Source organism: Streptomyces sp. NPDC008125 (genome assembly GCF_042957125.1).
Taxonomy (GTDB): domain Bacteria; phylum Actinomycetota; class Actinomycetes; order Streptomycetales; family Streptomycetaceae; genus Streptomyces.
Map to the genome: position 1 here is coordinate 1 of NZ_JBIBHR010000024.1, position 24315 is coordinate 24315.

General features: G+C 70.7%; 21 protein-coding genes and 1 pseudogene. 8 read left to right on the forward strand and 14 right to left on the reverse strand.

The genetic code is table 11. From position 1 onward, the window contains the following. The 3 genes and pseudogenes from ACFZAX_RS30825 to ACFZAX_RS30835 all read left to right on the forward strand — a co-directional run. Nucleotides 1-135 (forward strand): annotated as a pseudogene (locus ACFZAX_RS30825) (MerR family transcriptional regulator); the annotation flags it as partial. Nucleotides 136-665: 530 nt separating this feature from the next. After that, nucleotides 666-1259, forward strand: a complete 594-nt coding sequence (locus tag ACFZAX_RS30830; RefSeq protein WP_390965598.1) for a TetR family transcriptional regulator — start codon at nt 666-668, stop codon at nt 1257-1259. Nucleotides 1260-1337: 78 nt separating this feature from the next. Next, the gene (locus tag ACFZAX_RS30835; RefSeq protein WP_390965599.1) at nt 1338-2072 is read left to right on the forward strand and encodes an NAD(P)-binding domain-containing protein; all 735 of its coding nucleotides are present in this window, start codon (nt 1338-1340) and stop codon (nt 2070-2072) included. 189 nt (nt 2073-2261) lie between these two features. On the opposite strand, the gene ACFZAX_RS30840 is transcribed toward ACFZAX_RS30835, so the two are convergent. The 4 genes from ACFZAX_RS30840 to ACFZAX_RS30855 all read right to left on the reverse strand — a co-directional run bounded on the left by ACFZAX_RS30840 (nt 2262) and on the right by ACFZAX_RS30855 (nt 6751). After that, nucleotides 2262-2612 (reverse strand): STAS domain-containing protein, encoded by a 351-nt coding sequence (locus ACFZAX_RS30840; protein ID WP_390965600.1) that lies wholly within the window; start codon nt 2610-2612, stop codon nt 2262-2264. Next, nucleotides 2609-3694: a cobalamin-dependent protein gene (locus tag ACFZAX_RS30845; RefSeq protein WP_390965601.1), complete on the reverse strand. Its 1086-nt coding sequence runs from the start codon at nt 3692-3694 to the stop codon at nt 2609-2611. The genes ACFZAX_RS30840 and ACFZAX_RS30845 overlap by 4 nt, the downstream gene beginning before the upstream one ends. Further along, entirely contained in the window at nt 3691-5358 is a 1668-nt protein-coding gene (locus ACFZAX_RS30850) for a SpoIIE family protein phosphatase (protein WP_390965602.1), read from the reverse strand. Before ACFZAX_RS30850 ends, ACFZAX_RS30845 begins: the two co-directional genes overlap by 4 nt. Nucleotides 5359-5539: 181 nt before the next feature. Continuing rightward, entirely contained in the window at nt 5540-6751 is a 1212-nt protein-coding gene (locus ACFZAX_RS30855; RefSeq protein ID WP_390965603.1) for a SpoIIE family protein phosphatase, read from the reverse strand. Nucleotides 6752-6848: 97 nt separating this feature from the next. Here ACFZAX_RS30855 and ACFZAX_RS30860 point away from each other — a divergent pair, with 97 nt between their 5' ends. Beyond that, nucleotides 6849-7337, forward strand: a complete 489-nt coding sequence (locus ACFZAX_RS30860; protein WP_390965604.1) for a MarR family transcriptional regulator — start codon at nt 6849-6851, stop codon at nt 7335-7337. Between the two features lie 347 nt (nt 7338-7684). Here the strand turns inward: ACFZAX_RS30860 and ACFZAX_RS30865 are convergent, their stop codons facing one another. Further along, a complete protein-coding gene (locus tag ACFZAX_RS30865) occupies nt 7685-8401 on the reverse strand; it encodes a hypothetical protein (RefSeq protein WP_390965605.1) in 717 nt (238 codons plus the stop codon). Between the two features lie 750 nt (nt 8402-9151). Then, the gene (locus ACFZAX_RS30870) at nt 9152-9868 is read right to left on the reverse strand and encodes a ScbR family autoregulator-binding transcription factor (RefSeq protein ID WP_390965606.1); all 717 of its coding nucleotides are present in this window, start codon (nt 9866-9868) and stop codon (nt 9152-9154) included. A 412-nt stretch (nt 9869-10280) separates the two neighbouring features. On the opposite strand from ACFZAX_RS30870, the gene ACFZAX_RS30875 reads away from it, so the two are divergent. Together ACFZAX_RS30875 and ACFZAX_RS30880 are read left to right on the forward strand one after the other, a co-directional pair. Then, complete coding sequence (locus ACFZAX_RS30875) at nt 10281-10937, forward strand: winged helix-turn-helix domain-containing protein (protein ID WP_390965679.1); 657 nt, start codon at nt 10281-10283, stop codon at nt 10935-10937. A 905-nt stretch (nt 10938-11842) separates the two neighbouring features. After that, the gene (locus ACFZAX_RS30880; protein ID WP_390965607.1) at nt 11843-13069 is read left to right on the forward strand and encodes a cytochrome P450; all 1227 of its coding nucleotides are present in this window, start codon (nt 11843-11845) and stop codon (nt 13067-13069) included. A 360-nt stretch (nt 13070-13429) separates the two neighbouring features. Here the strand turns inward: ACFZAX_RS30880 and ACFZAX_RS30885 are convergent, their stop codons facing one another. Further along, nucleotides 13430-14368: an NAD(P)H-binding protein gene (locus tag ACFZAX_RS30885; RefSeq protein WP_390965608.1), complete on the reverse strand. Its 939-nt coding sequence runs from the start codon at nt 14366-14368 to the stop codon at nt 13430-13432. Further along, on the reverse strand, nt 14365-15414 hold the full coding sequence (locus ACFZAX_RS30890) for a ScbA/BarX family gamma-butyrolactone biosynthesis protein (RefSeq protein WP_390965609.1): 1050 nt from the start codon (nt 15412-15414) through the stop codon (nt 14365-14367). Before ACFZAX_RS30890 ends, ACFZAX_RS30885 begins: the two co-directional genes overlap by 4 nt. Nucleotides 15415-15564: 150 nt before the next feature. Here ACFZAX_RS30890 and ACFZAX_RS30895 point away from each other — a divergent pair, with 150 nt between their 5' ends. Continuing rightward, nucleotides 15565-16272: a ScbR family autoregulator-binding transcription factor gene (locus ACFZAX_RS30895; protein WP_390965611.1), complete on the forward strand. Its 708-nt coding sequence runs from the start codon at nt 15565-15567 to the stop codon at nt 16270-16272. A gap of 545 nt (nt 16273-16817) precedes the next feature. Here ACFZAX_RS30895 and ACFZAX_RS30900 read toward each other — a convergent pair. Further along, on the reverse strand, nt 16818-18032 hold the full coding sequence (locus tag ACFZAX_RS30900) for an MFS transporter (RefSeq protein WP_390965612.1): 1215 nt from the start codon (nt 18030-18032) through the stop codon (nt 16818-16820). A 65-nt stretch (nt 18033-18097) separates the two neighbouring features. Here ACFZAX_RS30900 and ACFZAX_RS30905 point away from each other — a divergent pair, with 65 nt between their 5' ends. After that, complete coding sequence (locus ACFZAX_RS30905; RefSeq protein WP_390965680.1) at nt 18098-18523, forward strand: MerR family transcriptional regulator; 426 nt, start codon at nt 18098-18100, stop codon at nt 18521-18523. Here ACFZAX_RS30905 and ACFZAX_RS30910 read toward each other — a convergent pair. The 5 genes from ACFZAX_RS30910 to ACFZAX_RS30930 form a co-directional block, all read right to left on the reverse strand. Continuing rightward, a complete protein-coding gene (locus tag ACFZAX_RS30910) occupies nt 18487-19431 on the reverse strand; it encodes a fumarylacetoacetate (FAA) hydrolase (protein ID WP_390965613.1) in 945 nt (314 codons plus the stop codon). The genes ACFZAX_RS30905 and ACFZAX_RS30910 overlap by 37 nt on opposite strands. Nucleotides 19432-19512: 81 nt before the next feature. Next, nucleotides 19513-20847, reverse strand: a complete 1335-nt coding sequence (locus ACFZAX_RS30915; RefSeq protein ID WP_390965614.1) for an aminotransferase class I/II-fold pyridoxal phosphate-dependent enzyme — start codon at nt 20845-20847, stop codon at nt 19513-19515. A 40-nt stretch (nt 20848-20887) separates the two neighbouring features. After that, nucleotides 20888-22579 (reverse strand): AMP-binding protein, encoded by a 1692-nt coding sequence (locus ACFZAX_RS30920; RefSeq protein ID WP_390965615.1) that lies wholly within the window; start codon nt 22577-22579, stop codon nt 20888-20890. Next, nucleotides 22576-23694: a Glu/Leu/Phe/Val dehydrogenase dimerization domain-containing protein gene (locus ACFZAX_RS30925; RefSeq protein WP_390965616.1), complete on the reverse strand. Its 1119-nt coding sequence runs from the start codon at nt 23692-23694 to the stop codon at nt 22576-22578. The genes ACFZAX_RS30920 and ACFZAX_RS30925 overlap by 4 nt, the downstream gene beginning before the upstream one ends. Before the next feature lie 57 nt (nt 23695-23751). Further along, nucleotides 23752-24315 carry a gamma-glutamyl-gamma-aminobutyrate hydrolase family protein gene (locus ACFZAX_RS30930; protein WP_390965617.1) on the reverse strand — a complete coding sequence of 188 codons (564 nt, stop codon included), beginning with the start codon at nt 24313-24315 and terminating at the stop codon, nt 23752-23754.

A 24315-nucleotide genomic window follows, 5' to 3' on the forward strand; every position in this document is an offset into this window, starting at 1 on the left:
CTCGTCGACCGGGGCACCCCCATCGACGCCGCCTGCCGCATCATCATCCTCGAAGACCAGCTCGAAGAAGCACAGCGCATCAACGCCGAACACCAGCGCACCCACCCCACCGCCAGCCCGGCCGGCGCCGGCTGATCCCGCACGGGCAACCGTGCGCCGGCGGGGACCGGACCTGGAAGCACCGCCGGGGGAGCGGACGCCGTGAACCGGTACTGCGTGACGGAAGAAACCGCCGCCTGGCCCGGCAGCTCGACCGCCACCACCAGCCCCCGCGATTCCGGGGCGAACGCCACCCGCCTCGCCCCACCGCCCCTTCGCGCAGGCGACGGAGCCGAGCGCCGCCTCCACGCCGATCGCGAACTCCACCGGCTCGCCCTGGCCGAAGGCTCGCTCTGCCGCGGACCGCGGCCGGTGCGGTCCGCCAGACCGTGAACACAGAACTGGGGCGAGAACTCTCAGCCGCTCCTCCACCTCGGCCGCCCGTTCAGCAGCTTCCCGCCGCATCCCCGCGCGGCATGCCCGACTTGTGCACCGACGGCCTGTGAGCTTCAGCCGCAGGGGGTGCATCGGTTTGACCGGATGCTGCCTCCGCTTTACGCTCGACTGCGTACGGAGGCAGCATCCGTTTTGATGTGGCCGCAGAATCACGGGAGGTCGGGAGGCGTATGAGCGCCAATGGGAAGGTGGGGCGCAGGCCCCGTGTCGACGTCCAGCGCAACCGTGCGGCTCTTCTGGAGACGGCGCAGCGTCACTTCCTGCGGTACGGGGTCGGCACCTCTCTGGAGGCGGTCGCCAAGGAGGCGGGTGTCGGGCCCGCCACGCTGTACCGGCACTTCCCGACCCGGGAGGCATTGCTCGCGGCTGTGCTGCAGACGCGTTCCGAGGAGTTCATGGCCCGGCGGGCGGACATCGAGCGGCTCGACGACGCCGGAGAGGCGCTGGAGCGCTGGCTGCGGGCGATGGAGGACTATCTCAGCGCCTTCAGCGGACTGCCGGACCCGCTCATGGCCGCGGCCCGGGCCCAGAATGCGGACAACCCCCTCACCATTCCCTGCGACATCCTCATCACCGCCACCGGTCAGTACGTGCGCGCCGCGCAGCGTGCGGGGCACGTGCGCGAGTCGGTCCAGGGGTACGACCTGTTCCTCGCGGCTTGTTCCGTTGCCTGGATCAAGGGCACCGGCGCCGAGGAGGAGTCGCTCGACCGTCTCCGTGCGCTCGTCACGAGCGGCTACCAGGAGCAGGACGCCCGGCCGTAAGCCGCCGGAGCCGACCGTCAACCAGCCACCACAGCGCGCCACCCCCTGGGGGCAGCGCGAACTCTCAAGGGACACATCATGAACATCGCCGTTATAGGTGCTGGTGCCATTGGCGGGAATCTCGCCGTCAAGCTCAGCGCGGCCGGTCACGACGTCCAGGTGACCGGCGCCCGAGGGCCCGAAAACGTCGGGGCCGAGGTCCTCGCCTCCGGGGCTCGTGCGGTGGAGCTGGCCGATGCCGTCCTGGGGCGCGACGTCGTCGTTCTGGCCGTTCCCTTCGGGGCGGCGGGGAAGCTGGCCGACCTGTTCGCATCGGTCCCGGACGAGACGGTGGTCATCGACACCTCGAACTACTACCCGGACCTCAGCGGGCGGATCGACGCCGTCGACAACGGCGAGGTGGAGAGCGTGTGGAACGCCGAGCAGCTGGGGCGGCCCGTGGTCAAGGCGTGGAACGCCGCCCTGGCCGAGACCCAGCGCACCCGCGGAGTACCGGCCGGCACGCCTGGCCGCATCGCCATCCCCGTCGCCGCCGATTCCGAGAAGGCGAAGCAGGTGGCCATGCGGCTCGTGGACGACACCGGCTTCGACCCCTACGACGCCGGAGCGCTGGCCGACTCCTGGCGTCAGCAGCCCAATGGCCCGGCCTACTGCACCGAGTTGACCCTCGAGGAACTGCCGGCGGCCCTGGCCGCAGCCGACCGCCTCAAGGACGTGGCGGTCCGCGACAGCCTGCCGGAGCGCTTCGCCGCCCTCCCCGCCGACTACACGGTGGACGACATCGTGGAGATGAACCGCGCCGCCCACCGCTGACCATGGGGAGCCGGACGCCGTCCACGACCGGACGACGCCCTGAGCCGCCAGGGCCCTCGGCGTCGCGTTCCTCCCCGGCCGACAGGCGGCCGGCCGCCGGTCCCCGCCGCGGGAGGGGGGTCCGTGCTCACCGCCTCGGGGGCCGGCGCGACCGGCGTGCCGCACCGTCGGTCCGGACGCGCGCGGGGTTCATTCGGCTTGTCGGGCGGCGCGGGGCTGGGCGAAGAGCTGCTGGATTCCGGTGATGTCGAGGAGGCGCCGGAGGAACGGAGGCTGGTTGTCCACGTGGAGGCGCACCGAGTGCGCGGTGGTCCGGCGGTGGATCATCAGGAGGGAGGAGACGCCGATGGAGTCGCAGAAGGTGAGTTCCGCGCAGTCGAGGTGCAGGTCGTGCAGGCCGGGCTGCTCGGTGAGGCACTGGCCGGCGCGTTCGACCAGGGTGTCGCCGGTGTTGTGGTCCAGCTCGCCGACGAGGTGGAGGCATGCACTGCTGCGGCCGGTCTCGGCCGTCAAGGTGAAGGAGGAGGGCAGAGGCATCATGTGGTCGCTCCGCGGTGCGGTCCGGTGGCGGCGGGTGCACGGTCCAGAGCGAAGCGCGCCTGGTCGAGCAGCCGTGTGGTCCGGGGGAAGTCCTTGAGTTCGGTGGCCAGGATGTCCAGGGCGGGGTGCAGGGAACGGGCGGGAACGTGACGTGCGGTGAGGATGCCCGCGGTCCAGGTGATGAACGTGGTGAACAGGTCGTCGTCGTCGGTGTAGAGGGCGACGGCGAGGAAGTCGAGGATGTGGGCGAGGTCTTCGGCGGTGCGCTCACGCTGGTGCTTGTCGTAGGAGGCCATCGCGGGGAAGCGGCCTTCGAGCTGGGTGAGAACCGTCTTGACGAGCTGTGGCTGGGTGCGGCTGACGAGCGTGTACTCCTGGTCGATCAGATGCGGCAGGTCGTCGATCTGCTGGTGCCCGCGAGCGGGTGCGGGGGCGGGGATGCCGTCGGCGAGTCGGCGGGCAGCGGCGCGTGCGTCGGGGGCCCAGGCGTCGGCGCCGAGGAGGCGGGCGTATCGGCCGTCGTGCCCGAAGGCCGCGCCGCCGACGAGGACGGGAACGCCGATGGCCTGGCAGGCCGTGATCGCCGCATGGGCGGCGGGCAGCCGGGTGGGGAGGGAGGAGGAGAGGGCCACCGTGTCGGCACCGCTGTTGTGGAGGTGGGCGATGAGGTGCTGGGTGGGGACCTGAGCGCCCAGGAAGTCGACTCGCCAGCCGCGCAGGGTGAGGACTTCGGCCAGGAGGCGGGCGGGCAGGGAGTGCCATTCCTGTTCCACGCAGGCCACGGTGATGTGACCGAGGCTGGGTGGGGTGCGGTGGGCGGGGTGGTGGGCGAGGGCGGCGATGACCCGTTCGGTGATGGCGCTCGCCGCGTGCTCCTGCGCGACGCTGAGCCGGTTGGCAGCCCATTCGGCGCCCACCTTCGCCTGCACGGGGGCGATCAGAGCCAGCAGGGCGGTCTCCGCGTCCAGGCCGTCGTCGAGAGCCGTGAAAACGATGTCCGCGGCGCCGTACTCGTCACGGGACGTGACGGCCACCCACAACTGGTCCCGCAGACCCTGGACGTCGGGGCTCGTCGCGGTCATGCGGTGTACCTCCCCCGGGTGTGACCGTTCACGGCGCTGAGATGCCGGGTGCGGGGCGCGCTGATGGCGATGAGGGCCATGTCGTCGTGGCGGCCGTTGCGCAGCCACTGGGAGGCGAGCATCTGGATGCGCTCGACGACGGCTTCGGCCGGCATGTCGGCACACTCGGACAGGGCCTGGCGCAGGCGTTCGTCTCCGAACATCTCGTCACCCAGAGGACCGCCGCGCGCCTCGGTGAACCCGTCGGTGTAGAGCAGGCAGGTGTCGCCCGGCTCCAGAACGGCCTCCACGGTGAGGGCCTCGATGGTGGGGAGGACCCCGATCAGCGAACCTCGGGTGGCGACCTCTTCGGTGGTTCCGTCGGCGCGGACCACGAGGGGCCTGGGATGGCCGGCCGAGGTGAGGCGCAGTCGCACCTCGTTCTCCGTACGGTGCACGGAGGCCAGTACGAGTGTGGCGAAGCGGGTGTGATGGGAGTTCAGCAGGGCGCCGTTGAGGAGATTCAGCATTCGTTCGTGGTCGTCAGCCATCGGGAGCAGCGCTTGCAGGGTGTTGCGGATCTTGCCGGTCAGGACGGCGGCTTCCAGTCCCTTGCCGCACACGTCCCCGAGGACCACCAGGGACGCGTCAGCCACGGTGGTTCCGGGATGGACGTCGTAGAAGTCGCCCCCGACCTGTTCGGCTGCGCCGGCGGGGCGGTAACCGCCGGCGATCTCCACTCCGTCCACGCGTTGCAGGCTCGGTGGCAGCAGGTCGCGCATCAAGGTCCGGGTGATGGCGCTCTGCTCGCTGTAGAGGCGGGCGGCGGACAGCGCGGCACCGGCTCGGGCCGCGAACAGGCGGGCGAAGACCTCTTCGTTCTCGTTGAACTGCGCGCGACCGCTGCGGCGGAGCAGGATCAAGGCTCCCGCCGGCACCCCGTGGCCGGGCAGGGGGGTCACGACCACCGACTCGACCTTCTCGGTGAAGCCGTACGGGAGGGCCCATGCGGGCAGTGCGGCGGGGTCGATCCAGCGCGACGGCACGGGCGGGAACCCCTGGAGCGCTTCCGCCAGCCCCGGGAGATCGGACGGGTCGGCGACGAGCAGAGCGCGGTCGGCTTCCTGCCCCGTGAGGGCTCGGGAGACGGGCAGTTTGCCGCCCTTCGCGGGGGCGACGACGATGGCGACGTCCGCGAGGTACTCTGCGGCGAGCTGCGCGGTCGCGGCCATGCACCTGTCGGTGTTCAACGAGGCCAGCAGGACATTGGAAGCCTCCGAGAGGAAACGAGTGCGTTCACGCTCCGTGAGAAGCGCCTCTTCCGCGAGCCGCCGGTCGGTGTCGTCGATCAGCCACCAGACCACACTCCCCTCCGGGGTGCGCGTGGCATGTGCCTCGAAGCTCTGGGTCCCGATCCGCCCCGACACCGGGGCCGGCGCGGCGGACTCCTCATCGCCCCGGCGGGCCGAGCCGATGCGTGTCCGCGTCATGCGTCGGTGGGCGTCGGCCAGCCAGCCGGGAGCCACGTCCCGCATGCTCGCCCCAGGCGTCGCACCGCCCAGGAGGAGGTCGGCCGCGCTGTTCAGCTCAAGAACGGTCCCAGCCGCGTCCGCCGCGAGGGCGGGGTAGGGTGCCAGGCCCCACCAACTGGTTCGGCCAGCGGTATTTTCCCTGGTTGAGGCCATGGAATAGGGCCCGCCCTGGGCGAACCGCACCACCTTCCCCTGCTCGATGAAAAGTATTTGCCGTGCGGCAAGCATCCTCCAGGGGTGTCCTCGATGGCAACCTGCCCCCGCGCGCCGTGTTCCCGCCCCGGTGTGCTGCACGCGGGGCGCACACCGTGGGGCCGGAACCTTCACGTTTTGGTCACACAAGTGCGCCCGGAGACTGGTTCTCCCGTTCGATGGCGGGGCGTCCGTGCCAGTCCAGGCACATCACCAGCGAGTCGTCGGCGGCCGGGCCGGAACCGCGGTGCCCCAGCAGTTCCTGCAGCATCGCCCGGGGCACCTGAGAAGCGGGGAGCAGCCGCGTGCTGGTGATCGACCTCGCCAGGGCCCGGAGGCTGTACTTCTCCCCGCCGGGTGACAGTGCGTCGTAGACGCCGTCACTGATGAAGAACAGGCGGTCACCGGGCTCCACGGTGAGGTGCTGGGGGACGTAGGCCGTGTCCTCGAACATCCCCAGCGGATCCTGCGCCTCCAGCTCGACCGTCTCGACCGTGCCCGCCCGGAGCCGCCACACCCGCGGCGAGCCCGCGTCGATGATCTCCACCTCACCGGTGGGGAGGTGGAACCGGAGCAGCAGCGTCGCCAGGTACCTGGCGCCCCCGTACTGCCCGTGGACGGCCTGATCCGCGAGATACGCCTGGTCGCTCAGGCTCAGTCCGGCGCGGCGGGCGTTGCGCAGGGCGTTGACGGCGAGATTGGTCAGCAGCGCGGCGTCGATCCCCTCGCCCATGCCGTTGCTCACGGTCAGGTACAGATCGTCGGCGGAGGCGGACCAGTCGAAGCTGTCACCGAAGATGGCGTACGCGGGCTCCAACTGCGCTCCGAGGCTGTACTCGGGCCGGGCGCAGGACCGGCCGGGCAGCAGTTGCCACTGCATCTCTGCGGCCAGCGTCAGCCGCTCGGCCCGACGGGCCTGGAGGAACACGTCGGTGTCGCGTTCCGCCACGACCACTTCGTGCGCCAGCGCGTCCGCGCACGTCCGGAGTTCCCCGATCACGTCCGCCTCCACCGTGTCCCCGGTGGCCGGCAGGGTGACGCTCAGCACGCCGAGTCGGTCCCCGCGGACGCTGACCGGCAGGTGCACCGTTACGGTGGAAGCCGAGGCGTCGTACACGCAGTGCGGCTCCTGGGCACTGAACGCGCGCCCCGGCGCGCTCTCGTGCACGGGCAACGGCCGCAGCGTGTGCGGCAGCACGCCGACAGGCTGCAGCCTGGTCGTGGCGTAGTCGGCCATCAGCAGTTCCACGGCGCGGGCGCGGAAACGATCCTCGATCAGGGAACGGAGCACGTCGAAGAGCTCGTGGGGCGCGGCCTCGCGCAGAGCGCGCTCAACCGTACTGGGTCTGTCCACCGGTACCGATCTTCCTTTCCTTCACATATCTTCATCTATGCGACTGCTCACATCGACCAGCCAGAACGGGCACGAAGCGCCCACTCGGGAGTGTCACATGCGCGAGGCCCACGCCTCCCACGACCAGCACCCCTCCCGAACCGCGCCCGGAACCGGCGGCATGCTGGAGCTGCTGGAAGCGGCGTGGGAGCGCCACCGCGACGCGCTGAGCACCGCGCCGCTCTCCTCCGCCCAAACGCGTGTGATGTATCTCGTCGAACGCGAACCGGGTATCAACCTGACCGCGCTCGGCCGTCGCCTCTCCTCCGCCGCACCGTCCGTCACCCGCCTGTGCGACCGCCTCCAGGCCGCCGGATTCCTCCGCCGCACCCCCCACACCGAGGACCGGCGCGCCACGCAACTGGAACTCACGGAAGCCGGCGAGGCCTACCTCCGGGGTATCCGGCACCGCCGGGAACAGGTTCTGCGCCAGGCCATGGACCGCATGAGCCCCGACGCCCAGAACGCCCTCGCCACCGGCCTGGCCGCTCTGTGCGAAGCCGTCGGCGAGCCCACCACTCAGCCCGAGCACCGCAAAACGGCCTGAGCCGCCCACTCCTCACCACGGGGCAGGACCGCGGTGGCCGGGGCAGGATCGGCCGTGCGCGGGCGTACACGAGCAGGGCACGCCTACCGTCGCGGAAGAACCGCTTTCACGAGGGTGACGGCCCGCCCCACGCCCGCAGGGGTAGGCGCCGGGCGATGGCGGTGGCAGGAGCCGGACGGGGACACCGGGCCGTGCCGCGCGCTGCTGCACCGGGGGCCTCGGCGCCGTCGATGACCGCCCGGACGGCCGGGGCGGGGAAGGTGGCCGGACAAGTCGGGGTGTGCTCATCGGCCCCCGGGTGGCTTACGGATGCGCGGTGCCGTGGAGGGAGAGAGGCCGGGCAGGACCTACTCGAGACCGAGGCCGTGCGGTGCCGGGCCGAACAGCATCTCGCCCATCAAGCCGGTCGTGTTGATGACGACCTTGCCGTCGGCGTCCGTGTGAGCGATCCGCTGAGCCCGGCGATCGTGGGAGACGAAGTACACGTCGGGGCTGATGCCCCGGTCGCCCTGTGCGTTCCGGAACCAGTGTCCGGCCGCCAGCGCCATGGACTCGACGGTCGTCAAGACCCCCATGCCCCTCACCACATGCAGAATCAGGGTGTGCCACGACGGCACCGCGACCATCAGGCCGTAGCCGGACGGGACTCCGTGCACCTGCCCGACCAGCCAGTCCAGAACAGCCACCCGGGAGGCGACGAAGGGGTCATCACCCGAGAGGGTCACCAACTCGGTGTCCTCACGGGCCGCGTCGCAAGCCTCGCGCACCACCCGCACCCCATCGAGGTTCTCCACGTTGCGCATCGCCCGTACCCGGACCGCATCGGTGCCGCCGAGCCCGTTCATGGACGAGACGGGCACGAAGTCGATCCGTTCGCCGGTGAACAGAGCCGTGGCCATGACCAGACCAGGCAGGGCGACGGGCGCGCCTTCGGCGACGCCGGGCGGGAGACGGTCGGGTGGCATGACGAACGGCCTGAGCGAGTCCAGTTCACCGTGGCCGAAGCTCATCTCCCGCTGCCCGCCCGGCTCGGGCTGCTTGCCCCTCTTACCGAAAAGTCCCATGACTCACAGCGTAGTCAGAGTAGTTGGGGTTGGTGCCGATATCGCGAGGCCCGGTTGTCCGTCGCAGACGGTGGAGGGCCTGTACCGCCCCGTGAGGCGCGGCGCCGACTGGAAAAGGAGGGGCGCGCCCCTCTCGGCACGCAGGGGCGAGCACTCGTCCACCGGTGCGGCGCGTTGGTCACACAACTGGACGACAGCCGGGGGCGCCTGGCGGTGATGGAGGCGGCCGGGAGCCCGAGAGACCTGGTCCCGGCGGGAACCGGGGCTGGTGCGGGAGCGCACCAGGGGTTCCGGTGGCCGGCCTGCGGGTTGAGGCGGTCCGGTGGGTGGATGACGCGTTTCCCGGCTGGACAGAGGCGCAGTTCAGTGACGCGAGGGGCAAGCGTCGGTCTTCGGTCGGCCAGGCCCCCTCGGACGTGGTGCGCCGCGTGCACCTGCTCAGCGAACTCCCGTGAGGCATCGGCCATCTCGCGGCACCAGCCAGTCGAGGAAGGCCGCTGAGCAGCCAGTGGTCAGGCTCCTTCCCTTTTTGCGCAAGCGCGTCCTCTCCGCGCGAGCGGAGACGGGCCGGCGTAGGTCGCGGCTGCGGCCCCTTCGATGGCGCTGGGGGTTTTGCGGCGGGCCCGTGCCCAGGGGGTGGAGGCCGACGCGGGCCGCACCGTCATCCTCATCACCCACCGCCTCGCCCCCCGCAGTGCTGACGGGATCATCGTGTTCGCGTCGGATGCCTGATTGAAGAAGACAGGGTGGTTACGGCTGGTTTCTGGCGGGATGGGTGCCGTTGAGGTGGAGTTGGGTGAGGGTGGCTGGTGTGACGGTGCCGTGCAGGAGGTGGTGCCAGAGGTTGGTAATGGCGTGGTGGGTGAGCCAGTTTTTGTTGGTTCGGGCGAGGGTTTCGTGGCCGATGGTTGTCGCGGTGATTGTCTGGGCGAGTTCCCAGGGTGTGGTGTGCCGAGTGAGGGCTCCTTGGGCGGCGGCGCGGGTGAGGGTGTGTTGGACGTAGGTCTGCCAGGTGTGGTGGAGGTTGAGGCAGGTGCGGTTGGTGGCGTCGCTGTTGAGTCGTAGGCCGGCTCTGGTGATGACGTCCTGGTGGAGTGTGCGGGCGAGGGCGTGGGACGTGTCGATCAGTGTCTGCAGGGCGCTGGTGTCCGTGGGGCGGGCTTTTTCGGCCGCTTGGTACAGGTGGTGGAGGGCTGTTTCTTCGACGACGTCGGCCAGGTCCTGTTTGTTGGGGAAGTGGAAGTGGAGAGCTCCGCTGGTCACGCCCGCGGCGCTGGTCACTTCGTTGAGGCGCGTCCGCTCGTAGCCGTTCCTTTCGAACTGTTCGGCTGCGGCACGCACGAGGGCTTTTCGGGTGCGGACGGAGCGTTCCTGTCTCCCCTTTCCGGCGCGGCGGGTGTGCGGTTGCTCGGGATCATCCATCGATGGTGACGACAACATGGAGACATCAGTACTAAGAAGAATCATTTGATGCCAGTCCGCTGGGCTCTATGTTCCCTATGTGTCATTCGTGTTGGATTTCTTGCCACGATGGCCGGAAGTCGTTATGACGTGAAAGGGGTGAATGCTCGCTGCACTTGGGGCGATAAGCGTGCAAAACGTACCTTTTCGTTCGAGTGCAGGCCGTTGACAAAAACATTCTTCAGCGTCTTATAATCGGGTGACGGGTTGCGTGGGGATCCACACGAGGGGAAATGAAGCCATGGCTGGCACCACAGGCCTACTTGCAAGCCGTGTTCCCGACGTGCCTGGAGGGCGGGGCGACGTGCGCGGAGGCCCGGGCGAGTTGGGTGGAGGCCCGAGCGGTGCTCCAGGGGCGCCGGACGTGGAGTCGCCGCCGGTGCGGGGTGCCGAGGAGGCCAGGGGCTGGCGTGTCCTGGTGGTCGAGAGTGATCCTGCGCAGGCGGACCCGCTCATGCGGGCCCTGCGCCGTCATGGACACCGGGCCGCGGGGGCCGTGACCGGGACGGCCGCTCTGCGCGCTTATGGGGAGGCCGATCTGATCCTCCTCGATCTGGACCTCCCGGATCTGGATGGTCTGGAGGTCTGCCGGAGTATTCGTCAGGTGGATGACATCCCGGTGATTGCGGTGACCTCGCGCGACAGTGAACTGGACCGGGTGCTCGGTCTTCGTGCCGGCGCCGACGACTACCTGGCGAAGCCCTACGGACTGCAGGAACTGATGGCGCGTATGGAAGCGGTCATGCGGCGCTTCAAGCCGCGTGCTCCTCTTCCCGGTGGGCAGGGCGGTCGCGTCACGGCGTGCGGCGGGCTCCGGATCGATACGGAGAGGCGCAGGGCGACCCTGGGTGGTCAGCCGCTCGACCTGACCCCGAAGGAGTTCGACCTTCTCCACCTCCTTGCCACGCATCGGGGGGACGTGGTGCCCCGGAAGCTGTTGATGCAGGAGGTCTGGGCCGGTTCCTGGTCCCGGCGCACGCTGGACACCCACGTGTGCAGCCTGCGGAACAAGCTGGGGTCGGGGGACTGGATCCTCACCGTCCGCGGGGTCGGGTTCCAGATCGGACCCCGCTGAAGGCGGAGGCACGACGGGCCGGCCGCTCCCACGGCCTTCCCCTCCGGGTCGGGTGTCGGTCGAACTCCTCGCGTTTTCGCGAGGGTGCACGGTGGCGTCGGCTTCGGCCTGACGCACCTGACGCACCTGACGCACCTGACGGAGCTCTGGCGTCCGGCGCTGAAGGGCGCGGGTACCGGCGACGCCTTCCGGTCGGGCCCGACCACCCCGGGCGCCTTCGCGCACGGACTTCCCGGCCGGCTCAGCATTCCGGGGCGTACGAGACGCGTTGCCGCGTCAGGCCTGCCGCCGGACTCCGGAGCGGGGCTTCGCTGGCCGGCCGGGCGCAGCCGTCGGGGTCCGTGTCGAGGATCCGTGCGCGGTTGCGGATCCGTTTTCCCGGTGGGCTGCCCGGTGAGCGAGACGCGGCGGGGCGAGGGGGCGGAGCCGAACGGCAAGGGTGAAGGTGCGGGACCGAGGCGTTGTTTCCCGCACGCTGCTGCCGCGCGGAAGCGTTCTCCATTGTGTGGGGGAAGGGGTTTCGGCCACTCGCTCTTCTGCTTGAAATTGCTTTACCTTTTTTTTCCGTGATTAAGGGTTGTCCCGCAATTCCTGGCGGGTGCGCGACGACAGCTACGGCACCTCGCCGTGTTGTCGGAACGTCCGCATACATCCAGTATGCGGGCGCCCCTCCGCCTTGCGGTGCACCGCATATGACGCCGCGCACTGATCCACCAAGAATTGCGGGACAACCCTTAATGCCGGGTGGAATGCGGGCCCTGTTGACGGTGGTCGATAAATGGAGTCTGCTGTGCCTCGGCACATGGCCGGCGCTCTCCCGTGAGAATGGGCGGGGCGGAGGCCATTTTCGCTTTGTCATCCCCCTACGGAAAGCAGGGTCACCGGTGAAAATCCAGTCCGCAGTCATGTCCCCCGGTCTCGTCCGGATCGACGCCCTCGGTGCGGATCCGCACGCGGAGATCGCGCGCATACGCCGGGATGGCCCGGTCGCTCCGGTCGTGCTGCCCGGCGGCATCGTGGTCTGGTCGGTCACGGGCCATCAGGAGATCAAGCAGTTGATGGCGGACCCACGGGTCTCGAAGGACGCGGAACAGCACTGGCCGGTCTGGATCAACGGTGATGTCCCTGCCGGGTGGCCCCTTTCCCTCTGGGTCTCAGTGCGTAGCATGATCACCGCGTACGGCGAGGATCACAGGCGTCTGAGGAAGCTCACCGCGAAGGCGTTCACCGCGCGGAGGATCGGTGAACTCAGACCGCGGGTCGAGGAGTTCACCGGCCTGCTGCTGGAGGAACTCGCCGCCGCCCCGCAAGGCGCGGCGGTGGACATGAGGGAAAGGTTCGCCGCTGTTCTGCCCGTGCAGGTCATCTGCGACCTACTCGGCATTCCGGAGGGGGCGCGCCGCCGGCTCCAGGACACGATCGGCCTCACCTTTCTCACGGACGTGGCGCCCGGGGCCGTGGAGCAGAACGTCGGCGAGCTCTACGCGGCGCTGAACGCTCTGGTCGACTTACGGCGGGCCACGCCGGGCGAAGACCTGATCACCTGTCTGATCGCCGCGCGGGACGAGGAGGTGGAGGGGGGACTCACCCAGGAGGAGCTGGTGGACACCGTCCTGCTCATCATTTCCGCGGGTTACGAGACGACGGTGAACCTCCTCGACCACGCCGTGCACAATCTGTTGCGGCATCCCGAACAGCTCGCGCTGGTCCGTGACGGCGTCGCGACCTGGGGCGATGTCGTCGAGGAGACCCTGCGGTGCGATCCTCCCGGTTTCCACGTGCCTTTGCGGTACGCGGTCGAGGACATCGAGGTGGGCGGTGTGGTGGTCGCCGCCGGGGACGCGATACTCGTCTCGCCGGCGGGGGCGGGGCGCGACCCCGAGGTCCATGGCCAGAACGCAGACGCGTTCGACGTGACCCGGGCCACGCGCCGGACCCACCTCACCTTCGGCCACGGCGTGCACCACTGCCTGGGGGCCCCGCTGGCCAGGATGGAGGCCGTCGTCGCCCTCGAAGCTCTCTTCCGACGGTTCCCCGATCTGCGGCTCGCGGAGCCGGAGAAGCCCCTGGCGCCGCTGCCGTCGTTCATCTCGAACGGCCACCTCCGGCTCCCCGTACTGCTCCACGCCTGAGGCTCGCGCCCGTCCGGGCCGGCCGCCGCCGGCCCGGACGGGATCTGCGCTCTGCGTGGGCTCCGTCGGGGCCGGCACCACGCATCCGCATCCCTCCCGCCGTGCCCGGCCCCCGTGGGCGGGGAGCGTCCCTGCGTGCCCGGGAACGGAGCGCTTCATACCTGGGAACGGGGACCGCCGTCGTCGCGCGAACGGCGGTGCGCCCTCCACGGGGGTGGAGGGCGCACGGGGGCGTGGGCGGTGCCGCAGGGCCGGGAACACCTCCGATTTACTCGGTACATGACAAAACGGGGGCCGTGCGGTCGTCCATGAGGCGCCGTGTCCCGCACGGCTCGCCAGACGAAAAAAAGGGGGGAGCTGTCAACCGGTGCGGACTGCCACGCGGTCGGGGGCGGGCGGGTGTGCGGTGGTGGGCCGCTTGTTCGCGCGGTCCGGTTCCGCCGTGCTGTCCCGGTCGCCGCCGAAATGGTGCAGGTGGTCCGACGCCCAGTCGTGGTAGGAGCGCGGACGGCGCCCCATCAGCTGCTCCAGGTCGTCGCCGGTTCGCCGCTTGTTTCCCGCTGCCTGGAGATCGGCCCGCTGGAGCAGCGCCCCGACCACGTGGGGCGGGTGGCGCCGGGCGAGCACCGCCGCCTCTTCCTGTCGGGTCCGTTCCCGGAAGCCCACCGGTGAACCGAGCAGTTCGCCTAAAATTCCGGTCTGCTGCCTGGCCGTCAGGGTCTGGGGTCCTACCAGGGTGTAGGTCTTGCCCCGGTGTTCCGGCCGGGTCAGTGCGCGTACCGCTACCGAGGCGACGTCACGCGGATCGACCGGTGTGTTCGGAGCGTCCCCGTACAGGGCGTCGACCGTCCCTTCCGCGCGCAGGCCGGCCGCCCAGGCCAGTGTGTTCGACATGAGGGCCCGGGGCCTCAGCAGTGTCCAGGAGAGCGCCGCACCGCGTACCACCTCCTCGATCTCACGCTGGCGTTGGGTGAGGAGGTCGTCGATGTCGTCGGCGACCGCCGCGGCGGAGAGCTTCACCACGTGCCCGACGCCTTCAGCGGTCGCCGCCCTGAGGAAGTGCGCGTCGTGCGGGGCGGTCGGATGGTTCGTCACGAGGAACGCCGCGTGCACCCCGCGCAGCGCGCGCCCGAGGGTACGGGGGTCGGCATAGTCGGCCGTGACGGTCTCGGTCCGCGGAACGTCCGCGTCGATGTGGCGGGGGTCTCTGGCCATCAGGCGCACAGGCACCCGGTGCGCGGCCAGCCGGCGGGCCACGAGCGCGCCGGTGACGCCGGTGGCGCCGGTGACGAGGATCAACGGTCCGCTCCGCCTTCGGGCGCGGTCACCGAGGACCTGAAGACTTCCTCGCCCTCCTGGCGCCCGGTGACCACGACCGTGTTCCTCCGCTGTCCGGGGTGCGCTTCGATCCATATGGGTTCGCCGAACTCGGCATAGCGGCCGAAGGAGTTGGTCGCCGCGGCGGGGTGGAACGCCGCGGGGCCCATGAGGGTGTACGCCGCCTGTCTGGCCGCCTCGATGAGCACCATCCCCGGGATGTGGTCCTTGGCGCCCTGGTACAGGGTGGTGTGCCCCGTGTCCACGCGCAGCTGCCACTGGTCGCTTCGGGAGGCGGGCGCCAGGAGTACGTCCTCGGGCCGGGTCCGTCCCACGGTGTGCGGGGGGACGCCGGGCTCGGGCGGGAGCATCCCCGCGGCATCCGTCCGCCCGCCGCGCACCCGCGCGTAGGTCCGCGGGTTCATGATCCTGATGCTGCTGACGCCGACGCCGGCCGTTCCCCCCTCCCTGCGGACCGTGACGCGGCTGTCCATCGAGGAGAGGTGTCCCGCCCGCCACGTCGTCCCGGAGAGGGAGACCTCGATCTCCACCTCATGACTGCCCGTGGCGCGCAGGTGCGACGGGGCGCAGGTGAAGTCCAGCGCCCCCATCAGGAAGTGATGTCCCAACGGCACGCCGTAGGCGCCGTGGCCGATCAGTATGGTGCTCTGCCGCATGGACTCCACCAGCAGCAGGGCGTCGTGCAGGCCGTCCGCCGGAGCGAAGAAGCCGTGGTCCTCGGGCCATCTTCCGCTCACGAGAAACCGGTTCTCCGCTCTGCGTTCCCATCCCGTGGGTACGACGTCCTGCGGTCTCGCCCGGTGGACGAGTTCCCTCGGCACCCCGGATCTCGCGCCCTCTACCAGGGCATACGTGTCCGACACGCTGCACTCTCCTACGTATGTGGCGAACTGCCCCACGCAGTCCGCGCCGACAAGATACGTACGCTGGAGTATGTTTTGCAATGGCCCGTCGAAAGTGGCCAGCTCTCTTCCGGATCCTTCGACACATGTGCAGGTAGAAGCCATTCTGTACGGGGCTTTTCAGCCGATTTTCCCCGTGACCGGCGCAGGTCTTCGGCCAGTGCGGGGCCTCCGGCGGCCTCCGGCCGCACGTGGGCTGTTAAATTCATACGGTTCAGTCTTTAAAATGCCTCGGCAGTACCCGCAGGGAGCAACGTGGCTAAACAGGATCGATCGGTACGTACCCGACGCCGGGTGCTGGAGGCGGCGGCGGAGGTCTTCGAACGGGAGGGCTACCGGGCGACGACCGTCAGCGAGATCGCCGCGGCGGCCGGCATGACGAAGGGAGCGGTGTACTTCCACTTCAGCGGCAAGGAGGAGCTGGCCCAGATCATCCTCGACGAGCAGCAGCGCGGCGCCGAGGACGCACTCCTGCCGCAGAAAGTGAAGCTGCAGGAGATAGTGGACTCGGGCTTGGTGCTCGCCGAACGGCTCCACACGGACCGCCTCGTGCGCGCCAGCGTCCGGCTCAGCCTGGACCAGCAAGCGGCCGAACTCGACCGGAGTAGTGCGTTCCGTACCTGGAGGGAGGCCAACCTGGCGATCCTCCAAGAGGCCGGGCGGCGTGGGGAACTGCTCGCGCACGTCGACCTCGCCGCCACCGCCGAGCTGTTCGTCGGCTCCTTCGCAGGCCTCCAGCACATGTCGCAGGTTCTGGCGGGGTACGCGGACCTGCCGCAGCGCATCTCCGTGCTGCTGCGCCATGTGATGCCCAGCATCGCCGTCCCCCCGGTCCTGGGCAGGCTCGACCTGTGCGCCGAGCGCGGGGCTCACCTCATCGCCGGGGCCGAGGCTCGGGCGGCCGCCGCGGCGGCGGGCGCACCGCCTGTCGCCGGGGAGGGCTCGACGCCCGACGCAGCATGACGGAGCGACAGGTACCGCTGCCGGAGGAGGGTTCGGCATCCGCGGGCCCGCTCCGTCGGCGTACCGGGAGGAATCCTTCGTCGCCGCGCACCTGCCGCCGGCCCGCCTGACGCCCGCGCCGCCGGTCCGCCGGCATCGGCGGACCCGGCCGCGCGGGCCGGGCCGTGGCCGCGTGGAAGACTCCGTGCCCCGCAGACGAGCTCTGCGGGGCACGGAGTCTTCCATCACTCCGAAAACCGGCCGGGGGCAGGGGCGTGGGGGAGCCGGCTACCGGAGTTCGGACACCGGGCCCGGGCGTGCCCCGCCCGGTCGGGCGGGGCCGCGAGGCACGGCGGTGGGTCCGGGGAGTGCTGTCGAGGGGCATCGTCCGCCGTGGGGGGACGGGCGTGCCAGGCCCTCCCCGTCGCCGGGGATTTCGAAGGGGCGAACCGGGAAGGTGTTGACGATCTTGCGATCACACCCGGCCCGCACCGTCTTGTGGTGTTCGGTGTCCACGGGCGGGCCGGGGTGACCGGGGCGGCCGGAGCGAGATCTTCAGCGGTCTTCTAAGCCGCGTCGACCATGTCCGGCCGCTTCGCGGGGAACGCGTGCTTGCGGGCCAGGACCACCACGATCAGCACGGGCGCCATGAGTGCCAGGACGCTCCAGGCGAAGGAGTCGGGACCGATACCGCCCAGGAGGAGACCGCCCACGGCTCCGCCGCCGGCCATGAAGGAGTTCCACGTGGTGACCAACAGGGCCTGCCCCCGTTCGCCTCCCGCGTCGGTGACGGCGGTCTGGAGGAGGGTTGTGACACCGCCCCAGCCCAGGCCCCAGAGCACCATCGCGCCGTAGACCACGACGATGTTGCCGGCCAGCAGGGCCAGGAGGACCGCGGCGGTGAGGAACAGGGCGCTGCTGACGACCGTCAGTTGGCGCAGCCTGCGGTCCACCAGGGCGCCGGTGATCAGGATGCTCACCACGGAGGCGATGCCGAAGACGAGCAGCACCACGTCACGGGAGTCGCCCATGTCGTTCTCGTCGAGGAAGGTGGCGATGTACGTGTACAGGATGTTGTGGGCGAGCACGTAGGCCGCGACCACGAACAGCACCGCCGCGACGCCGGGGAGCGCCAGCGCCTTCAGGATCGGCTCACGGGCTTCCGGCCGCTTGCCGGGGGCGTCGGGAACCGAGGCGAGGATCCAGCCCAGCAGGGCCACGGAGACCAGGGTCACCAGGCCGAAGGTCATCCGCCAGCCGAACAGGCCGCCGAGGAAAGTGCCCAGCGGGATGCCGAGCGACAGGGCGAGCGGGACGCCGGCCATGGTGATGGCGATGGCCCGGCCCTGCAGGTGGGGCGGGGCCAGCCGCCGCGCGTAGCCGACCAGTTCGGCCCAGACGGCCGCCGCAGCGACGCCCGCGATCAGGCGGAACACCATCGTCAGGGAGTAGCTGGACGACAGTGCCGTGACCGTGTTGGCGATGGCGAAGGCCATGACCGCCAGGAGCAGCAGCTTCTTGCGGGCCCAGGCTGCCGTGGTGACGGACAGGGGGATGGCCGAGAGGCCGGTGGCGATCGCGTAGATCGTGAGGGACTGGCCCATCGCGGACTCGCTGACCGAGAGGTCCCGCGCCATTTCGGGGAGCACCCCGGCGGGAAGGGCCTCCGTCAGGATCCCCATGAAGGCCGCCGTCGACAGGGCCAGGAGCGGGGACATGGGGAGCTTGCGACTCTCCGCGGGCAGGGACGTGCCGGGGAGCTCTGTTTGAGAAGCTGACATGAATGTATCCTCAAACCTTCACACTGGTGGGAATGTCAAGTGGACGGGGAACGGGGTGGATCCGGATGCGGATCGGTGAGCTCTCGGAGCGCACGGGAACGCCGCGCCGAATGCTGCGGTACTACGAGGAGCAGGGACTCCTGGTGCCCGGGCGGGCGTCGAACGGGTACCGGGACTACGCCCAGGGGTGCGTGGACCGGGTCCTGCAGATCAGGGGCCTGCTCGACTCCGGCTTGCCCACGCGGGTCATCAAGCAGGTCCTCCCCTGCATCGATGACCCTGCGGCCATCCACATCTCCGGCGCCACGGCCGAGACGATCGCCACCCTGGAGCGCGAACGCGACAGCATGGCGCACCGCATCCGGTGCCTGCTCCGCAGCCACGAGGCCATCGTCGGTTACCTGGAGGCGGTGCGCCGGGACCAGCAGCCCTCCGCCGGAGTGCCGGCGGTCCGCTACAGGAGGGCGGATTCGGTGACCGAGGCGGCCTGAGGACCGAAGCGCACGGCCGAGGGGGCCTGAGGGCCGAAGCGGACGACGTTGGGCAGCGAGACCCCGTGGCTGGTCACGTCGATGACCATGCGGTCACCGTCCTCGATCCGGAAACCGTCGTGGTAGGTGGCCTTGTCCGCTCCCAGGAACAGGTAGTTGACCAGGCCAGGACGGCGGAGCGCCGGGTAGGAGAACAGGTGCTGCACCATGTCGCCGAACCGCTGGAAGATGGAGTCCGCGCCGCAGGAGAACGCCCCTTCCCACGCCTCGGCCCCGTCGCGCTCGATGACGACCCGGCCGGTCACCGTCTCCGGGGGGGCCTCCAGGAAGAGCCAGGGGGCGATGGAGGTCTCGCACAGCTTGGCGTAGGGGGTCCACGCCCACGGCTTCTGCAGGTGGAGCCCGATGTCGTTGAGGTCGTTGCCGAACGTGTAGCCCGCGTAGTGCGGGGTCCCTTCCTCGTCGTTGACGTAGACCAGCACGACTTCCGGCTCCTCCAGCAGCCAGACGGGATCGGCCGGGGTGACGAGGGGCTCGTCCGGCATGCGCAGCCAGGACCCGAAGCCCTTGATGTAGTAGTTCGGCGCGGCGAATACCTCGTCGGGCTCGGGGGCGCGGTCGAACTTGGAACGGTGGGTCCCCATGAAGCCGTTGATCAGTGAGTTGTTCGTCGACGTGGGCAACAGGGGTGGCAGAAAGCGGAGTTCGGAATCCCCCACGGCGACCGACAGGGTCTCCCCGCCGGCCCTGAGGGCCTTCGCGACGTCCGCCGGGCCGGACCCGGCGACGAGGGCGTCCCGCAACTGCCCCTCCTCCACCGCGTACAACTCGTGGAATGCGCCGTCCGCGGGCATGCCCAGCCCCGCGTACCGCCGGCCTCTGTACTCGCACTCGAAGATGACGGACATGACTGTCGCTGACCTCCAGAAAGTCGTTCGGACCCGGCGTCCGCGCGGGACCGTGTCGGGGGAACGCGCCGGGCGGCGCGTTCAGTGGGGCAGGTCGGCCGCGTCCGGTATCGGGCGGCCGGTGAGGTCGGCCGCGTCCGGTACGGGGCGGCCGGTGAGGTCGCCGAGGACTTCGGCGACGCGGTCGAGGGAGGCGCTGACCCACGGCAGACGCAACGGGTCGGCGGCGGCCAGCGTGATGTCGCGTTCGGCGTCGCTCTCGCCGTACAGCCGGCCGGTGGCGGCCCGGATCCGCAGCGGGCGCTCCGGTTCGCCGAAGGCCGTGGCGGGCAGCACCCCCACCCCGTACCGGCGCGAGAGCAGCTGGGCCAGTTCTTCGCTGCCCCGCACACCGTGCACGCGGGCCAGACGCTGTCGCAGGGGTTCGAAGTCGGGGTAGAGGTAGCAGGTGGCCCGCACCGGCGGCAGGTCGGCGCCGGCGGCAGTGAACTGCCGGGCCACCGCGCGGACGACGACCTCGTGCAGCCGCAGGCTCGCGGCGACGCGGGCGACGACCTCGGGCGGCTCCTCGAAGGCGTAGGTCGCAGCCGTCTGCACCGGGGCCACGGTGCTCGACCAGATCTGGCTGGCGACGCCGACCAGTTGCGCGTGCAGCGTGCGTCCGAGGCCGCTGTCGGGCAGGCGGGCGACGCCCGTCCGCCATCCCCCGAGGGCCAGGTTCTTGGTGAGCCCGGTGGTCACCACCGTCCTCTCCGGTGCGAAGACCGCCGGGGAGACCGCCCGGTCGGCGGGATCGAAGACCAGGTCGCAGTAGATCTCGTCGGAGACGACGACCAGGTCCAGCTCCCGGGCGGCCTCGGCCAGCCGGCGCACGGTGGCCGCCGGGGCGACCGTGCCACTCGGGTTGTCGGGCAGGGTGACCACCACGCACCGGGGGTCCCGGCCGGCGGCCCGTGCCCGAGCCACGGCCCGGACCAGCGCGTCGGGATCGGGCACCCCGCCCTCACCGGGGCGGACAGCCACCGGCAGAGCCCGCCCCCCGGCCAGCGCCGCCTGCGCCCCGTAACTCACCCAGCTCGGCACCGGCACCACCACGTCACCGCCGACCGCCAGCATCAGAGCGAACAGCAGCGGCTTGCTCCCAGGCCCGCAGACCACCAGGTCGGGGTCGGTCGGCAGACCGCGGCGGCCCCAGTACCCGGCCGCCGCGACCCGCGTCGCCCGGTCCCCGGACACCGGACCGTAGGCGTTGCGGCCGGCCGCCGCGGCGAGCCGCTCCGCCAGGACCGGCAGGACGGGCAGGCCGATCTCACCGCCGGCCAGGGACAGGACCTGCTCCCCGGCCGCCCGGCGGCGCGTCAGCTCCTCGTCGGCGGCGAGGGTGGGTGACATGGCCACCGGCGCGCGATCAGACATGCTCTCTCCTTCGGGTGAGGGGGACTGCGGACCGGTTGACCTACCGTGCGGCGCCGGCCGGGACCGGCTCGTGGCCGGCGTACCGCTCCCGCAGTTCGATCTTCCGGACCTTGCCGGTGAGCGTCTTGGGCAGGGCCGCGAGCACCTCCAGCCGGTCGGGGAGGAACCGCGCCTCCTGGCCGGCGTCCGCCAGATGGGCGCGGACCTCCTCCAGGGAGGGCGGAGCGTCGCCCCGCGGCACGACCACCGCCAGGATCAGGTCGTCCAGGCGGCCGGCCGGGCCGACCACGGCAGCCTCGGTCACCTTGGGGTGCCGGGCGATGATGGCCTCCAGCTCGGCCATCGGGACCACGATCCCGTCCCGCAGGATGGCGTCCTTCGCCCGCCCCAGCAGCCGGATGCCGCCGCGCCCGTCCTCGCGGGCCACGTCACCGGTGTCGAACCAGCCCTCCGCGTTCATTTCGGCGTCGAACGCGTCGGCCCGCTTGTAATAGCCGAGCGCCCGGGACGCGCCGCGCACCCGCAGCCGGCCCACCGGGGCACGCGTGTCCGGATCGTGGCAGGCGTCGATGCGGATCTGCATGGAGTCGATCGGACGCCCGTGGCTGTGCGCCGCCCAGTCCTGGTTGTAGTCCAGCCGCGTGATGGTCACCGGGCCGAACTCCGACATCCCCCAGACCGAGTACGTCTGGGCGCCGAAGGTCTGCCGCAACTCGTCCACCAGCTGCTGGAGGACGGGCGCGGCACCGGTGACGACGTGCCGCAGCGACGACACGTTCCGCGGGTCGACGCGCTGGGACTCGGCGACCTCGGTGAGGGTGGGCGGCGGCCCGTACAGGAGCGTCGCCCCGTACCGCTCGATCAGGTCGGGCAGGAGTCTGTTGTCCTGGAGGTCCTGGAAGACGACGGTGCCGCCCAGCATGACCCCGGCGAGGATGCCCTGGCCGAAGCCCGAGTAGTGGATCAGGGGCGTGGTCAGCGCGGCGACGAGGTCGTCGCGCAGCAGGAAGGTGTCCACGTAGCCGCGCACCGCCGAGTGGATGGTGTTCTGGCTGTGCAGCACTCCCTTGGAGTCGCCCGTGGTGCCCGAGGTGAAGAGCACCACGAAGGGATCGTCGGCGGTGAGTTCACGGCCGGCCAGCTCCCGCGTACGCACCTGCTCCCACGGCTCGGCGACGAAGTGGTCGTGGAAGTCCACGGCCTGCTCGGGGGCGTGCCCACCGACCACGACGACGTGTTCGAGGGCCAGTTCGCCCTTCAGCGCGATGAGCGTCTTCGCGAGGGGGTAACCCTCCCACTCGTCGACCGTGACGCAGACCTTCGCCCCGGTCAGCGAGAGGCGGTGGCGCAGGTCGTTCTCCCGGCAGACCGGCGCGATGGGGCAGATCACCGCTCCTACCCGCATGCAGGCGAACATCAACGGCACGATTTCCCACCGGTTGGGCAACTGGACCGCGACGAAGTCACCCCGCTCCACGCCGAGTTCGAGCAGCGCACCCGCGAAGCGCTCCGTCAGCCGGGCGAGCTCGGAGTAGTCGAGGGTGTCGGTGCGCGCCTCCTGCAGCCGGCGGCCGGCGACGGCCAGCTTGTGCGGCCGCTCCCGCGCCTGGCGGCGCAGGTCGTCGAGGAACGTCTCCTCGCGCCACCACCCGCGTCTGCGGTACTCCGCGGCGTTCTCGCCAGACGTCGCGACGGCCGGACCGGGGTACGGGGCCCCGTGCTCCCCGGTCACCGCCGGTCCGCCCGTCGGGCCGCGAGCAGCTCCGGGAGCGGGTCGCCCGCCCGGCCCGCCGCGATCTCCAGCAGGTCCACCGTGTTCTGCCGCACCCGATCGCCGACCCAGTCGAAGACCCACGCCTTGCGCGCGTCCGCCGCGAGGCCGAAGGGCACGACCCGGGTGACGGCCAGCGCCGCGGAGGCCGCCCCGCCGATGTTGGCGATGACACCTGGGACCAGGGTGACCCCGGAGCCGGCGGCCTTCTCCTTGGCGGCGCCGTCGGACGCGAGGTTCGCACCCTCGACGACCACACCGGCCCGGAGCCGGGCGGTGTTCTCCGCGGTGAGCGCGTGTTTCTGGGCGGCGAGGACCAGGAGGTCGGCGTCGACGTCGAGCCAGGCGTCCGCCCCCTCGGACAGGGTGACGTCCTGCGGCAGGCCGGAGCGCTCGATGCGCCCGAACTCGTCCGTCGCGGCGACCAGGGCGGCCACCGGGAGACGCTCCGCGCTGATGGTGCCCTGCACGTCGGCGACACCCACGATGACGTGCCCGCGCTCCTCCAGGAAGCGGGCGACGGCCCGGCCCACCGCACCGAAGCCCTGGATCACGACTCGCGCCGGACCCTGGTGGCCGCGCGCCTGCAGGGCGGTGACCGCGGCCACCCCCACACCGTGCCCGGTGGCGTCGATCAAGGGCTCGTAGTAGGTCCGCCAGTCGATGGGCATGTCGGGCGCGCCCGCCCGGAAGCGGGGGTCGTAGCCGGCCTCGGCGAAGAAGACGGCCCGGTCGGCGGGGGTGACCCCCATGTCGATACCGAGGTGGATGCCGCCGTGCAGCAGCGGCTTGACGGTGCGGCCGAAGGTGCGGAAGGTCTCCTCGCGGTCGGAGCCGTCGGCGACGATGCCGGCCTTGGCGCCACCGATGCGCAGGCCCGCCAGGGTGAACTTGTCGGTCATGTCGCGGGCCAGCCCGGCCACCTCCTCCTCGGTCACGCCGGCGGTCATCCGGGTGCCGCCCATCGCGAGCCCGTCGACCAGCGAGTCGACGACGACCCATCCCTTGAGGCTGCCGCCACTGCCGTGCAAACGGGTGACGAACGCGGGAGCCTGCGGTTCTTCCGGAGCATTCATGGATACGTCCTTCTGATGTGTGGGGAGCTGAGAGGACCGGTCACGCGCGCGGGGCGCTCACCGGTAGAGCTGGGCGAAGCCGCGCATGATCTCCAGGCCGTCGGGCCGGAACTCCAGGTGCGCCTGGGAACCGAGGATCCGGCCGTCGTCGGAGCGCAGAAACTCCACGGGGGCGAGTTCGGAGCGGCCGATGGAGCGGAAGCCCGGTGGGGCCTCCCGCAGGTAGAGGGTGTGACGGTGGAAGACCGTCACCGTGGGCTTGACGTAGGAGAAGAGCGGCTCCTCCTCGTCGATCTGCGCCTCGTACCCCCCCACCCGCTGCGGGCCCTCCACCAGGCTGCCGCCGGCCGCGACGGCCAGGATCTGCATGCCTCCGCAGATCCCGAGGACCGGAACGTCACTGTTCATGACCAGGTCGATCAGCGGTCTGTAGTAGTCACTGTCGTAGGCCCGCACCTTCGTGCCGCTCAGTGCGATCGCCTGGTACCGGCCGTCGAGACGGGCGGGCACGGAGGCGGCGTCCACGGCGTCCGTGTCCGACCCCAGGTCCTCGAAGCGCTTGCGCAGCTGCTTCAGCGACAGGGTTCCGTTGTTGACCACGAGTACTCGGGATTTCGTCAC

What these genes read in the sequence shown, in the direction of transcription:
- ACFZAX_RS30830 (WP_390965598.1), top strand. Translation starts at nt 666, where the DNA reads ATGAGCGCCAATGGGAAGGTGGGGCGCAGGCCCCGTGTCGACGTCCAG.
- ACFZAX_RS30835 (WP_390965599.1), top strand. Translation starts at nt 1,338, where the DNA reads ATGAACATCGCCGTTATAGGTGCTGGTGCCATTGGCGGGAATCTCGCC.
- ACFZAX_RS30840 (WP_390965600.1), bottom strand. Translation starts at nt 2,612, where the DNA reads ATGATGCCTCTGCCCTCCTCCTTCACCTTGACGGCCGAGACCGGCCGC.
- ACFZAX_RS30845 (WP_390965601.1), bottom strand. Translation starts at nt 3,694, where the DNA reads ATGACCGCGACGAGCCCCGACGTCCAGGGTCTGCGGGACCAGTTGTGG.
- ACFZAX_RS30850 (WP_390965602.1), bottom strand. Translation starts at nt 5,358, where the DNA reads ATGGCCTCAACCAGGGAAAATACCGCTGGCCGAACCAGTTGGTGGGGC.
- ACFZAX_RS30860 (WP_390965604.1), top strand. Translation starts at nt 6,849, where the DNA reads ATGCGCGAGGCCCACGCCTCCCACGACCAGCACCCCTCCCGAACCGCG.
- ACFZAX_RS30865 (WP_390965605.1), bottom strand. Translation starts at nt 8,401, where the DNA reads ATGGGACTTTTCGGTAAGAGGGGCAAGCAGCCCGAGCCGGGCGGGCAG.
- ACFZAX_RS30870 (WP_390965606.1), bottom strand. Translation starts at nt 9,868, where the DNA reads ATGATTCTTCTTAGTACTGATGTCTCCATGTTGTCGTCACCATCGATG.
- ACFZAX_RS30880 (WP_390965607.1), top strand. Translation starts at nt 11,843, where the DNA reads ATGTCCCCCGGTCTCGTCCGGATCGACGCCCTCGGTGCGGATCCGCAC.
- ACFZAX_RS30890 (WP_390965609.1), bottom strand. Translation starts at nt 15,414, where the DNA reads ATGGCTTCTACCTGCACATGTGTCGAAGGATCCGGAAGAGAGCTGGCC.
- ACFZAX_RS30900 (WP_390965612.1), bottom strand. Translation starts at nt 18,032, where the DNA reads ATGTCAGCTTCTCAAACAGAGCTCCCCGGCACGTCCCTGCCCGCGGAG.
- ACFZAX_RS30905 (WP_390965680.1), top strand. Translation starts at nt 18,098, where the DNA reads ATGCGGATCGGTGAGCTCTCGGAGCGCACGGGAACGCCGCGCCGAATG.
- ACFZAX_RS30910 (WP_390965613.1), bottom strand. Translation starts at nt 19,431, where the DNA reads ATGTCCGTCATCTTCGAGTGCGAGTACAGAGGCCGGCGGTACGCGGGG.
- ACFZAX_RS30915 (WP_390965614.1), bottom strand. Translation starts at nt 20,847, where the DNA reads ATGTCTGATCGCGCGCCGGTGGCCATGTCACCCACCCTCGCCGCCGAC.
- ACFZAX_RS30925 (WP_390965616.1), bottom strand. Translation starts at nt 23,694, where the DNA reads ATGAATGCTCCGGAAGAACCGCAGGCTCCCGCGTTCGTCACCCGTTTG.